The sequence below is a fragment of the Balneolales bacterium ANBcel1 genome (genome assembly GCA_029688905.1).
GTDB lineage: Bacteria > Bacteroidota > Rhodothermia > Balneolales > Natronogracilivirgulaceae > SLLW01.
This window is the reverse complement of the sequence record JARULB010000003.1, coordinates 395,056-408,525: the sequence shown is the minus strand read 5'-3', so window position 1 is coordinate 408,525 and position 13,470 is coordinate 395,056. Positions and strand designations below refer to the sequence as shown.

Here is a 13,470-nt window from a genome sequence, read left to right as displayed (position 1 = left end):
ATTCATAGAATATAAAGGTACTATTACCGTACAGGATTACCAAGTCCGGCTGAACCGGAACCGATACCATGATATTTGGACCACGTAAAGCATCAATCCTTGCTTCCGGCTCTTCACTTCGCCATATGCCCTGATTGATATTGGCCGGGATATACGAATAAAGACGCATTCCGTTACAGCACAATATCTTCGTACCGCATGCTCTCGACTGCAAAGGCGGGGTGTCGTTCCGGATGAGATCCCTCCGCAATACGGGACGAATGAAAAACTCCGCTCCGGCCGGGAGGCGTCATCCCTATTGTTGTTGTTTCTTCATATTTTACCATTCTACTTTAAACACGCCTTCATTTCAGGACGGCACCTGTTGCAATATCCATTCAGCTAAACACTACTCCATGAGCACCCCGTATTCCGTCATCCTCTTTTATCAGTTTGCCAGAATCGAATCGCCAGAGAACATGGTTGCGGAACAAAAACAGTTGTGTTCCGGGCTGGGTCTCAAGGGGCGCATTTATATCTCTGATGAAGGCATCAACGGAACCCTGTCCGGCAAAACTTTGGATATTACTGGCTATAAAGACGCTTTACGAAGCAAAGAGGGGTTTTCTGGTACCGAGTTTAAAGAAGATTTTTCGGATGAGGTGCCTTTTGCAAAACTGATTGTCAAGCATCGACCCGAGCTGGTATCCCTGAAATCGGGAGAAAACCTGGATCCGCTCGAGGAAGGGGGGCGTCATCTCTCGCCGGACGAGTGGCGGAGGGTCATGGAATCGGGTGAAGACTATATCATGATTGATGTCCGAAACAATTATGAATCCCGCATCGGTTATTTCGAAGGAGCACAAAGGCCCGATGTGGAAAATTTCTATGATTTTCCGAACTGGCTGGATGGGGCCGGCATCCCGAAGAACAAAAAAGTGCTCATGTACTGCACCGGCGGAATCCGTTGTGAAAAGTTCTCGGTACTGATGAAGAAAAAAGGGTATCGGGATGTCAACCAGTTGCACGGCGGCATTCTGAATTACGCAAACAAGCAGGCTGGGCGCCATTTTCGTGGCAAATGTTTTGTGTTTGATGATCGTCTGGTCGTTCCGGTAAATCCGGAGGAGCAAGAGCCCGTCAGTTTTTGCGAAATCACCGGTGACCCCTGCGACATGTACATCAATTGCGCCAACATGGAGTGCAACCGGTTGTTTATTTGCTCGCCAAAAGGAGCCGAGCGGATGGAGGGTTGTTGCAGCGAATCGTGCCGGCAAAACCCGCGCAGACGTCCTTTCAACCCGGATAAAGCCTATGCTCCTTTTCGAAAATGGTATCACTATTTTGATGTCTCCTTCAAACAGGGGAAACACCAGAGAACCGGTTTGAGCCGTTGAGGTCAGCGGGAAACGTTCTGAAAACAGAAGCTAACGATGACAAGTCAATCGGAATATATTGCCGGACCCGGAAAAAGCTCCAAAACCCCTCCAGCACCCGAAAACCATTCTGTTCTATCCGAACCGGGCTCTCTGTTCCCTTTTCCGGGTCAGCCTTCTGCCGCTGACACCTTCTATCCGACTCACCGTGATTCATTCTGCCGTATCCGTATTGCCCCTCCCTGTAATCGGACCATTACCTGCCGTGTTCGACCACAGGATACCGGCCAGGAGATCATCCGCTTTCTGACAGGCCGGTTCCCGTTCCGGAGTGAACAGGTGTGGAGTGAACGGCTTCGTTCCGGCTGGATCACCCAGGGTGACCGGCGGCTCAAGCCTGGTGACACTCTGGCGGATGAACCCGCTTTATCGATTTTTCAGCCGGGATTCACGGAACCGGCTGTACCCGATGAAATCCAAATCCTGGATAAACACCCCGAATTTCTGCTGGTCTACAAGCCGGCACCGCTCCCCATGCACCCCGGCGGGCGCTATTACAGAAACACACTCCTCTCGATTCTGCAGGAGGAAGCGGGTGAAAACCCGGGCTTTGCTTCTCAAAGTAATGGTTTTGCAACCGGGCAAAATCCTGCCCGGGAATCAGGGTTGCATATTCTGCACCGGCTGGATGCGGTCACCACCGGACTGGTACTGTTTGGACGGAATCCCGACTTTTCCGGCAGGGTTCGTCAGGCTTTCGAGACGGGCCGTGTGTCAAAACACTATTTTGCCATTGTGTCGGGGGTTCCGGATGAGCAAGCCGTAACTATCGACCGGCCCATCCGCCGAAAAAACGGCTATCTGTTTGAATGTGCTCCCGGCGGGAAACCGGCTCTGACAGAGTTCCGCGTATTGCGCACGAATGGCAGCTCCGCCCTGGTTGCTTGCCGCCCTGCAACCGGACGTACGCACCAGATTCGGCTTCATCTACGGGAGTGGGGACATCCGATAATTGACGACCCGGTTTATGGAAACAGAACCGTACAACCGGGCACACGGCGCCCCGCGGGTAAAACAAACGGCTTTCCCATGCAAAACTCAGCCATATCACTGGTTCATCATGCAATGGAGATTCCATCCCTGAACCTTTCATTCCACCTCTCCGGTTACCGGGAAGCTCTTCAGCCTTAATGTTTCATACGGGGACTCTGCTCAGCCGATGCGTTTGACGAATACGCAATGATATGTATTTTGCCTCTCGAACCGTTTTCAATACAGAATAACCCGTTACTCCGATCCCGGCCTTACCATGAATCCATCGAGGATCCTGCTATTTCTGTTGATTCTGCCCATGGCTGCCTCATGCAGCCTGTTTGAGACACGGGATCCCGAAGAGCCCGGCACCACTACGGGTCCGCCTTTTATTCAAACCGACCGGCCGGAGAATGTAATTGATAACCTGGTCAATGCCGTAACTCACATGAATACCGACCATTATCAGCGGCTGTTCTCAGAGGCCGACTTCACCTACCGGCCCTCTTCCGATGCCCAAAGCAATAATCCCGGTCTTTGGCAGGGCTGGGGATATCAGCAGGAAGTTGACTATTTCAGAGCAATGCGTTCCGAGACGGAGGGCCGCAGCGGACACGGTCTGCAGTTTGATGAGGCCTCCCTCGTAAATCTGGGCGAAAACGAAGAGCAGTTCGAGACCAATTACCGGCTGACGGTCAACCACAACCGGGGGCCCGAGCTACTGCCGACCGAGGCACGGGGCAGACTCATCATAACTATGAAACGGGATGAGAGCGGCGACTGGGCAATCCATTCCTGGACCGACCGAAGCAACGGCACTGATTTCACCTGGAGTGATTTCCGTTACATTTTCCTGAACTGACCGCCATTGCCCCCGAGTTTGCCGCCTGGGTCAGGCTGGGTCCAGATAAGCCCTTACAATCCTCGTAAACCGCACCGGCTGATCCAGAAAGGCGTAATGTCCGGCCTGGTCGATACCAACAAGGGTTCCGTTTCTCAATCCTTTTTCCATGCGCTCCGCCTGATACCAGGGGGTGGCATCGTCCCCCTTGCCCCAAAGTAGAAAAATTTCCTGGTGGATCTCCGGCAGACAGGATTCAAGATGCTCCGAGACGGTCCGCACAAATGTTTCCCTCATGGTCCCTTCAAGCCGGCTGTAATCCGAAGATCCCAGGGATTTCCAGAGCCGTGATCTGCGGAGACGCTCCAGTGCCCTGTTTCTAAGCTTTTCCGGCAACAGCAGAAAGGGTGCTTTCAGTACCGTTGCCGAAATCCTTCTGCGGTAATAGGAAAGAGAACGGCGCGGCTTCATTCCGGCTCCCCCGGTAACTACCACCTTGTTCAACAGCTCTTTCGCCTCCTGCAGGCAGCACCATTTCAGTACAATCCGGCCTCCAAACGAATGCGCAAGCACATCGATCGGTTCGCCAGCGATACTCGATGAGAACGATGATGCCAAATCAACATAGTTGTCAACATTCCAGGGAGTTGTCGGCGGGGGTGAGTCTCCAAAACCGGGAAGATCGGGAATATAGCATGTCCGGATATCCGAAAGGGCGTTAGCCAGGGGCAGCATAACCGACGCCCGGCTTCCCCAGCCGTGAAGTATCAGTAGCGGAGGACCCGTGCCGGTTTTGTAATATGACACAAACTGACCGCCAGGGCCATATTCATACGTGTGTTTTTGATGCGCTGCTGCTTCCATTATGGCTTTATTTCCTGACATAAAGGCCGGCAATGCCGGATATGGTGGTGCTGATCATTACGATTCCCGCCTGTTCCTGGCTTTCTGAACCATTTCACGGGCACTCGCCACGGCATGTTCACTCACTTCCGACCCGCTCATCAGGGCGGCTACTTCCGCGATATGCGCCTCCTCATCCAGGGGACGTATGTGGGTGATGGTCCGGTCACCCTCCTCCTGTTTTTCGACCCTGTAATGGTGGTCTGCCTGGCCCGCAATCTGCGCCTGATGCGTTATCGCGATGATCTGGCAATGAGCAGAGAGATCCAGCATGGTTTTGCCCACTTGCTCGGCAACGGCGCCGCCTATACCCGTATCAATTTCATCGAAAATCATGACGGGCAGATGATGGTCCCTGGCAATAACCGATTTCATGGCAAGCATGACTCTCGAAATCTCTCCGCCGGATGCAATTCTGGCCAAGGGGCGCGGTGACTCACCCTTGTTAGTGCTGATATAAAAAACGACATCGTCCGGGCCGTCCGAATGGCACCCCACCTTGCGACCCTCTATATCAATCCAGCCGGAATCATCATATCGCCACTCCACCCGGGTCTCAAAACGGTTGTTGGGAATACCCAGCTCTTTCAGGGCTTCTGATATCCTGTTCCCAAGTTCCAATCCGGCGTGGATTCGGGCGGCATGCAACGCTTCGGCCCGCTCCCGAAGCAACTCCGAAGCCGCTTTCAGCTCCTTCTCCTTCTTTTCCAGCTCCAGATCAAAGTTCTCGGCCAGATTGACCGATTCGGCCAACTCATCACGATACGAAACCAGCTCCGGCAACGCGCGGCCGTACTTCTTTTCCAGCCTCCTCACCTCCGCCTGCCGCATGCGAATCTCCTCAAGGCGGCCGGGGTTGAACTCTATGCGCGACTTATACTGCTCTGTAAAAGAAAGCAGCTCCTGAATGCTAATATGAGCGGTTTTAAGCTCTTGCCAGTACGACTCGAACTCCGGCTCCCTTTCCTTCATATCCGAGAGCGCCTCTTCGATCATGGCCAGCAGATCCAGAAGGTTGTACTCGCCGCCGGAGCCGGCTTCCACAATCATCGCGGCTTTTTGATCCAGCTCTTCCGCATAATCCAGGCGCTTCATTTCGGCTTCCATTTCCTGGAAGGCTTCTTCATCCAGTTCCGTTTCCTCCAGTTCCTGTAGCTGAAACCTGTGGAGCTCCAGCTTCTCTTCAAGTTCCCGTTCCCTGCGCTTCAGCTCCTGCAGCTCATTTCTGATTTTTCGGACATTGCCATAAGCGCTGGAGTAGGCCTCCCTGGCGGCGCGAACACCAATCAGTTCATCAACAACTTCCCGATGGTGATCCTGTTTAAGCAGAAGCTGATGGTCATGCTGCCCATGGAGATCCACAAGGCGGTCACCTATCTCACGAAGGGCGGATATGGAGACCGGAGTATCGTTGATGAACGCACGGCTGCCGGACGGACGAATTTCGCGGCGCAAAATTACCTCGGAGCCATCCCATTCGATGTCGCGGTCGCGCATAAGCTCTCCCAGCCGGGAATCGTGCGGTGAGCTTGTGCTGATAATAGCTTCAACTACCGCCTTTCGTGTTCCCTCTCTGACGGTTTCTGTATCTGCGCGCTCACCCAGAACCGCATTCAGGGCACCGATGATAATGGACTTGCCGGCGCCCGTCTGCCCCGTCAGAATATTCAGCCCTTCATGAAACCTGACATCCAGCTCATCAATCAGTGCATAATTTTTTATATAGAGGCTTTGGATCACTGCGACAGGTCTATCGGGTGAATTCGTTGTTCCGGGTTCATGGAATAATGCAAAGATAGGAGTTTTTTTCATACTTGTTGAATCCACGGCGCGTTTCCCGGATCTGATAGTGTTCCAGCTTCTGTTGCCATATGAGTGGGAAAAAAGCCAAACCTTACACTGCGTAATTGGGTGAAAAATGGCTATTTTGTGACAATGGAAAAGAAACCGTTACATCACGATCTTCCGGACTCCCTGGATGCGCCCGACCGTGTTCCTGTTGTACCCCTCCGCGATACGGTCATCTTCCCCAATACCATGTTTCCGATACTGGTCGGCCGCTCATCCACCATCGCCGCCGTCAACAGCGCCGTCGAGGGTGACAAGTACGTGCTGCTCTGTGCGCAGCTCGACCCCGATGAAGAACATCCGGCGCCCGAAGCACTGCACAAAAAGGGTACCCTTGCGCAAATCATCCAGGTGCTTCATCTGCCCAATGACCTGCTCAAGGTTCTGATCAGCGGTATCCACACGGCCGAGGCCGTGTCTTTTAATCAGACCGAGCCCTTTTTCACAGCTTCCGTTCATTTGCCGGAGGAACCGAAGATACGGATGAATCCGCGCCTCAAGGCCCTCATCCGGAAAACCAAAGAGGGATTTGAACGCCTGGTGCTTTTGAACCAGGAGCTGCCGGAAGAAGTTCTGCTTGGTTTTGAGCAGAATTACAATCCCCGCAATCTGCTCTTTTTCATGGCATCCTATCTGGACCTTGATATCCATGAGAAACAGCAGCTGCTCGAGGAAAAAGACCTGAACAAGCAGTACAAGGCCATTCTGACGCATCTGACCGGGGAGCTGGAGCTGCTCGCCGTCTCGAATGAAATCAACGAGAAGGTACAGGACGAGATTCAGGAGACCCAGCGAAAGTTCTTTATTCAGGAGCAGATCAAGGTGCTTCAGGATGAGCTGGACGAGGATGGATATGCCGATCCGGAACTTGCAAAAATCAAGCAAATGATGGATGAGCGGCCTCTTCCGGAATCGGCTCGCGCAAAAGCCGATGAAGAGCTGGAACGGCTTAAAAAGACGCCTGTCATGTCGCCGGAGTACAGTGTGTCCAGAAATTATCTGGACTGGATTCTGGCGCTGCCGTGGGGAGCTTTTTCTGAAGACCGGCTCGATATTACTGCTGTGGAACAGGCGCTGGACAAAGACCACTTTGGACTTGAAAAGCCCAAAGAGCGGATTCTCGAATATATTGCCGTTCTGAATCTGGTGCAGAAAATCAAGGGGCAGATTCTCTGCTTTGTCGGAGCTCCCGGAACGGGAAAAACCAGCCTGGCCAAGTCGATTGCCGAAGCCATGAACCGAAAAATGGTTCGGATCTCGCTGGGAGGAGTGAGCGACGAATCGGAAATCCGCGGCCACCGCCGCACCTACATCGGCTCCATGCCCGGAAGAATAATCCAGGCGATAAAAAAAGCGGGTACCATGAACCCCGTGATTATCCTGGATGAAATTGACAAACTTGGTCACGATCTTCGGGGTGACCCCTCATCCGCCGTTCTGGAAGTTCTCGATCCCGAGCAGAACGATACGTTTCACGACCATTACCTGGATCTGGAGTTCGACCTCTCTCAAGTGATGTTCATTACGACCGCCAATGTAGCCAGCAACATTCAGCCGGCCCTGCTGGACCGTATGGAGGTAATACCCCTGCACGGATATCTGGAGCATGATAAAGTCGAAATCGCCAAACAGCATCTGATTCCCCGCCTGCTCACATCGCACGGCCTCAAGCGATCCCGGGTAACGTTTCGGGATGATGCCATCCGGCTCGTGATTCAACGCTATACATCAGAGTCCGGGGTTCGGGAGCTGGAGCAAAAACTGGCCGCTTTATGTCGAAAAGTTGCAAAACGGGCGATTAACCGGAAAAAAGACGGGAAACAAACGGGTAGTATTACCATCAACACCGGTCGGGTGCGTGAGTTTCTGGGTGTGGAGAAGTATAAAGATCGTTCACTGGACAAGAAGGATCGGGTAGGCAGTGTTAACGGGCTGGCCTGGACCAGCACCGGTGGAAGCATCCTTCAACTTGATGTAGCCCGAATGCCAGGGAAAAACAAGCTGCTGCTCACCGGTCAGCTGGGTGATGTCATGAAAGAATCCGCGCAGGCGGCGCTTACCTATATCCGCTCGCACGCCTCCTTCCTCCAGTTACCCGACGACTATTTTGAAAAGAACGAGATCCATATACACATACCGGAAGGAGCAATTCCGAAGGACGGTCCCAGTGCCGGCATGGGGATGGCTCTTGCAATGATATCGCTTGTGACAGATTCTTCTGTCCGGCATGATGTTGCGGTAACCGGTGAAATTACCCTCAGGGGGGATGTTTACGCCATCGGAGGGCTCAATGAAAAACTGCTGGCCGCACAGCGCAAGGGAATTGTCACGGTGATTATCCCGGCAGAAAATATGCCGGACCTTGCCGATATTCCCGACAAGGTGAAAGAGGGGCTTACGATCACAGGTGTGAACCATATTTCCGAGACATTTGAACACGTTTTCCGGTCTCCGGATTTTCTCAAATTGATTTCATCTGTTTAAAGTTTCAGATTTATTATGTCAGATAGAATGACATGACCGGTTTTAATCATGCGACTGCGTATCCCGGTACCAGCCCGGTCATTATCATTTCATCTGTTTAAAGTTTCAGATTTATAATGTCACCTGCAGCATCCATGGATTTTATCATTCGCCTGTAGGTCCGAATTATTGGCCATGGATGTTTCATCTGAAAACAAGAGCAACGGTTACACCGGGAAGTGACAGCAACAGCCGGCTTTTCAGTACAAGCCACGTCTAACAACGCTGAAATAGTTCAACGTTGTTAGAGTGAAGGCCTGGTGAACCACAATCCGTAAGATTTGTGGCTTTCCACCTTAATCAATAGTTGCTACCTAGAGCAGCAAAAGGTCCATTCCTTACATACTTTTTTTAAAAAAGTACTCTTTAAGTCATAAAATAGGCATTAATTAACGTTAACCGGATCCGATCGTCACGACATAAGCTCCTCAAAAACAATGAACAACGAAATCATATCCGACGCCGATTTTTTTTCCGAAGAAGAGCGCGGGGATTACATCCGGTATGATCTTGTTGTGCCGGAAGGCCACCGGGAACAGATGCGCCTGGACAAGTACATCACCGGTTTCATTCAAAACGCCACGCGCAACAAGGTTCAGGAAGGAATTCGTAAGGGGTGGGTCAGGGTTAACGGCCATCTGGAGAAAGCGTCCTACCGGGTCCAGCCTCTGGATGAAATTGCGATTGTAATTCCAAAGCCGCCTCCCCCGGAGGCCGTCGGCGAGGATATCCCCATTGACGTGGTGTACGAAGACGACACCCTGCTGGTGGTCGACAAGCCACCGGGGATGGTCGTGCACCCATCATATGGAAATTGGACCGGCACCCTTGTGAATGCACTGCTGTTTCGAACTCAAAAGCTCTCTACGGCCAATAAGGATGATGCCGTACGGCCGGGTATTGTTCACCGGCTTGACAAGGGCACCAGTGGCCTCCTTGTTGTTGCCAAAAGTGATTACGCGCACCATCATCTCTCCAAACAGTTTGCGGACAAAACTGTGGATCGCGTTTACCGGGCGGTATTGTGGGGATCTCCGCAAAAAGATACCGGCAGCATTGACAAACCGCTGGGACGCGATCCTTCAGACCGGAAAAAGATGGCCGTTGTAGCGGACGGCCAGGGCAAGGAGGCGGTCACACATTTCGAGGTTCTGAAAAGGTTCGACCACCTTGTTCTTGTGGATGTGATCCTTGAAACAGGGCGCACCCATCAGATCAGGGTACATTGCTCCTGGCTGGGCCACCCTGTTCTCGGCGATCCGGTTTACGGCGGCAATAGTGTCAGATACGGACCCAATACCGGAACGCGAAAGTCCATGTTTCACAATATATTTTCTGATCTTGGAAGGCAGTGCCTTCATGCCCGGATTCTGGGGTTCGAGCACCCCGATACCGGCGAATGGCTCCATTTCGAATCCCCATTGCCCGATGATATGGAGCGAACCATCGAAAAACTCACGCGTTATTGCACCTGACCTTTTTCAGACAGCCTCATTTGTTCCTTCCGCCCGGTTACCCTATTTTTGGAACCTGAAAGCAATTGTCCCCAAAACTTTCCCTCTAACCGCCAGGGACACGAAACCCGCACCACCACTCAATCGTTGATGAAAATAAACGCGCACCATGAACCAATAAATCGGCCATGAAAAAAAAGATTCAGATTAACGTTGAACTTGACGAAAACCATGTTCCCGAGCGAATCTCATGGGATGCCGATGATCTGGAAAAAAGGGGCGAGGAGGTAAGAGCCATGCTGTTATCCCTGTGGGATCACAACAACAAGGATACGCTCAGGCTGGATCTGTGGACCAAAAACATGAGCCGGGACGAAATGAAAATCTTTTTCTATGAAACACTGAAAACCCTGGCGGATACCCTGCAACGTTCCGTAGATGATGAAAAGATTGCCGGAGATATGCGTGATTTCTGTGCCTATTTCGCTGAAAAAATGAATATTGCAGAAAAACCGGACTCCTGACCGCGCCGTTTGAACTCCAGAGAGACTACACACCATGCCAGAAAAAAATATCCTGTATGTTGAAGACGACTTTGATAACCACACACTGGTTAAGCTGTTTCTGAAAAACGAACCGTGGAATCTGATCATCGCCGAAACACCCGGTCAGGCTCATGAAGCCCTGGCCAGCCAGCCGATGGACCTGGTTATCGTCGACCTGAATCTTCAGGAGGAAGGGGATGGCGCAACACTAATTCGCGAATTAAAGAAGAATCCGGAATACGAATCCATTCCCGTTTTTGTTTTCAGCGGCTTTGATGAAAACCATTTCAGCAAATACGGCCTGGATGACAGTATTCAACGCTTTTTTCGCAAGCCTACGAGCAAGAAAATGCTTATTGAGGCCATCAGGAGTATTGGCGATACAAAATAGAACCAAACGACACACCGCTTTCCTGCTCACGTTCATCCCAGAGATCATAGCTCAACACCTCACCCTTTGTATCATAAAGTGATTGCAGCGCTGTAAATAGCGGTGGAAAGCCACAAATCCTGTACGGGTCCTGCTCTTTTGCAACCAGTTTCAGGAGTGCGTCGTGATCAGCACATCCCGCCTTCTCCATGAAATCCCGGTCGAATGCTTCAACCTTGCCGAACAGCTGGGATGCGGGTTGCCGGTCACCGAACTTCCTGCCCACGTGCGCAAGGTCGCCGGATACAAGAAAAAGCGTTTGGTCATCCCGCCCGTACTGTTCCCGGAGAAGCCGGGCCATGCACTTCACCTTTTTTCCCGTATCCCCGCTTTCCATGTAAAACAGATCATCCAGCGAACCGACCAGGATAGGCACCAGCTCAAAGTCATGTGACCAGAGGTACTGCAGAAAAATCAGATGCAGCTCAATACTGTGCTCATTGCGATGGGCGCGGTCCAGAAGCGTGAACCCCGTTTGATGCGATTCTGCCTCCAGCAGATCTAGAGCTTTTTGATCCACACCAACTCTTCCAAGGGGTGTCTCAAAGTATTTCCTGGTTGCAATGAAGGGTTTTCCGTCATATATCGGGTGGTACATGCCGGCATAATGGGACGTCGCCAAAAGCACGACCCGCGTCGGCTTTTCATCGGCAAGAGGCCGGAACGCCTTCACATACGAAGACAATCCAATTCTCGGATCAATATGGGGGGCATACAGCGCCTTAATCTTTCCGTGATTATTCGGGGGATTTTTTTGCGGGTGCTCGTTACTGTGCTGCCGATCATCGTGGATTGATGTATTGGCGGGATGCCCGGCTTTCCGTCCGGACGCCAACCCTGTCGAGCCGGAAGCCTCCGGATACCGGTTTTCATCGGCCCCGTCACCGGAAAAAGCCGACTGCATCATGGCTGTCAGCTTCTTTTTGTCGGCCGGATAGGACTGGCCCGCACATGCCGCTGGCCGGACACCCGCTCGTTCAAACTGCTCCTCCGTCCGGTTTTTGAAGTGGCGAAACCAGGGTGACAGCAGAAGGCGGGCTTCATCAAGCTGACGCACAAATGCCAGAAGCTCCTTCTCACCGACCGGACTCTCAATGCGCTTTAGCTCGTCACTGATATCCCGAATGGAGAATTGCCCGTTGAACATGGGAAACAGAGCGGCCACCTGTTTGTCCAGGACAAATGGCTTGACCATATATCCCTGGGGATCGTGAAAATAGATCATTTCCCGCCCCTCATGGGTCACCGGAAGCATCTCGACATCCGATCTTACCGGCGGCAACTTCATATTCGTGTCGCTGACCAGCAGCTCCTCAAGGGTTCTTCTATCACTCATTTACGTGTTCCGATTTGTGTCTGACGCAGAATGCTGCTCCTCTCACAAGCAACGGGTCCGTCAGCGCATTTTGCTGCACTCACACTTCCGGCCATACTTTATGCAAACAGGGTGATCCGGCGGTTTCGAAAACCTGGCCTTGCAGGCTGCCCGGCCATGTGCAATCAGCAAATGCGACAGGTTGGTCCACTCTTCGCGGGTAAAAAGCGCCATAAGGTCTTTTTCAACTTTTACGGGATCAGCGTGCCTTGAGAGACCAAAGCGATTGGCCAGACGATTCACGTGTGTATCCACCACCACACCCTCATCTATACCGAACGCATTTCCCAGCACCACGTTCGCCGTTTTCCTGGCCGCACCTCGCAATGAAAGCAGCTCTTCCATGGTTTTCGGCACCTCGCCGCCAAACTCATCCACAATTTTCTGTGCCGTTTCCTTGATTGCCTTAGCCTTGTTTCGGTAGAATCCGGTGGTCCGGACGGCCTCCTCCAGCTCCTGCAGCGGCGCTTCCGCAAACGCTTCGGGCGATGGATACACCCGAAACAGCTCCTCGGTTACGATGTTCACACGAACATCGGTGCACTGGGCGCTCAAAATGGTAGCCACCAGCAGCTCAAAAGGGTTGGTAAAGTTCAGGGCGCAATGCGGGTTCGGGTAATGCGCATACAGATCCGACAAAAGAGTTTCGGCTCTTTCCCTCTGCTCACGGGTTTTTCTGGGAAGGCTTTTTGCTTTCACGTGTTTGAAATGGGTACTTTAAAATATAGTGTTGCCACTCTTTGCTTTTCGGGATTTTTTTTATACTCTTAAAAAATGGCGTTGTGATGTTTTAATCTGATCCCGGATTGATCCTCTGATTCAGAAATAGATCACGCTTCAGCCGTCAAAATGGCCTTGGAACTTCCGAAACTTGAATACCGAAAGCTGGACAACCTGATTCACTCGCGAATCCGGTTGGCCCTGATGTCCGTGCTTACACGCGTGGATGATATCAGTTTTAATGAACTTAAAAAAGCCCTCAACGCAACCGACGGAAACCTCAGCACACATCTTGCGAAACTTGAAGATGCGGGGTATATCTCGGTTCAAAAAGTTCAGGGAGAGAACAAAACGGAATCCCGCTACCGGGTAACACAAAAAGGGCTCTCTGCCTTTGCAAATTACATTCTGGAAATAGAGCCCTTCATCGGCTGACTGGTAGCA

Annotated in this window: 12 protein-coding genes; 8 read left to right on the top strand and 4 right to left on the bottom strand. The window is 51.9% G+C overall.

The features are described from left to right. Positions 1–395: 395 nt before the first annotated feature. The 3 genes from QA596_06135 (at position 396) to QA596_06125 (ending at position 3,249) form a co-directional block, all read left to right on the top strand. Positions 396–1,376: a rhodanese-related sulfurtransferase gene (locus QA596_06135; GenBank protein MDG5767038.1), complete on the top strand. Its 981-nt coding sequence runs from the start codon at positions 396–398 to the stop codon at positions 1,374–1,376. Positions 1,377–1,412: 36 nt separating this feature from the next. Then, positions 1,413–2,546 (top strand): pseudouridine synthase, encoded by a 1,134-nt coding sequence (locus QA596_06130; GenBank protein ID MDG5767037.1) that lies wholly within the window; start codon positions 1,413–1,415, stop codon positions 2,544–2,546. Positions 2,547–2,664: 118 nt separating this feature from the next. Next, positions 2,665–3,249 carry a hypothetical protein gene (locus QA596_06125; protein MDG5767036.1) on the top strand — a complete coding sequence of 195 codons (585 nt, stop codon included), beginning with the start codon at positions 2,665–2,667 and terminating at the stop codon, positions 3,247–3,249. Between the two features lie 30 nt (positions 3,250–3,279). Here QA596_06125 and QA596_06120 read toward each other — a convergent pair whose 3' ends face one another. Both QA596_06120 and recN read right to left on the bottom strand, forming a co-directional pair. Beyond that, complete coding sequence (locus tag QA596_06120) at positions 3,280–4,113, bottom strand: alpha/beta hydrolase (protein MDG5767035.1); 834 nt, start codon at positions 4,111–4,113, stop codon at positions 3,280–3,282. A gap of 36 nt (positions 4,114–4,149) precedes the next feature. Continuing rightward, positions 4,150–5,943: a DNA repair protein RecN gene (gene recN / locus QA596_06115; GenBank protein MDG5767034.1), complete on the bottom strand. Its 1,794-nt coding sequence runs from the start codon at positions 5,941–5,943 to the stop codon at positions 4,150–4,152. Between the two features lie 123 nt (positions 5,944–6,066). On the opposite strand from recN, the gene lon reads away from it, so the two are divergent. From lon to QA596_06095, 4 genes are all read left to right on the top strand, one after another. Beyond that, a complete protein-coding gene (lon, locus tag QA596_06110; protein ID MDG5767033.1) occupies positions 6,067–8,463 on the top strand; it encodes an endopeptidase La in 2,397 nt (798 codons plus the stop codon). Between the two features lie 476 nt (positions 8,464–8,939). Then, positions 8,940–9,977 carry an RluA family pseudouridine synthase gene (locus tag QA596_06105; protein MDG5767032.1) on the top strand — a complete coding sequence of 346 codons (1,038 nt, stop codon included), beginning with the start codon at positions 8,940–8,942 and terminating at the stop codon, positions 9,975–9,977. A gap of 167 nt (positions 9,978–10,144) precedes the next feature. After that, positions 10,145–10,480: a gliding motility protein GldC gene (gene gldC, locus QA596_06100; protein MDG5767031.1), complete on the top strand. Its 336-nt coding sequence runs from the start codon at positions 10,145–10,147 to the stop codon at positions 10,478–10,480. Between the two features lie 34 nt (positions 10,481–10,514). Then, on the top strand, positions 10,515–10,892 hold the full coding sequence (locus QA596_06095) for a response regulator (protein MDG5767030.1): 378 nt from the start codon (positions 10,515–10,517) through the stop codon (positions 10,890–10,892). Here QA596_06095 and amrB read toward each other — a convergent pair. Both amrB and nth read right to left on the bottom strand, forming a co-directional pair. Next, positions 10,867–12,267, bottom strand: coding sequence for an AmmeMemoRadiSam system protein B (gene amrB / locus QA596_06090; protein ID MDG5767029.1), 1,401 nt, complete (start codon positions 12,265–12,267; stop codon positions 10,867–10,869). The genes QA596_06095 and amrB overlap by 26 nt on opposite strands. Positions 12,268–12,327: 60 nt before the next feature. Then, a complete protein-coding gene (gene nth, locus QA596_06085; protein MDG5767028.1) occupies positions 12,328–13,005 on the bottom strand; it encodes an endonuclease III in 678 nt (225 codons plus the stop codon). A gap of 150 nt (positions 13,006–13,155) precedes the next feature. Here nth and QA596_06080 point away from each other — a divergent pair, with 150 nt between their 5' ends. Then, on the top strand, positions 13,156–13,461 hold the full coding sequence (locus QA596_06080) for a transcriptional regulator (protein ID MDG5767027.1): 306 nt from the start codon (positions 13,156–13,158) through the stop codon (positions 13,459–13,461). The last annotated feature ends 9 nt before the right edge of the window (positions 13,462–13,470 follow it).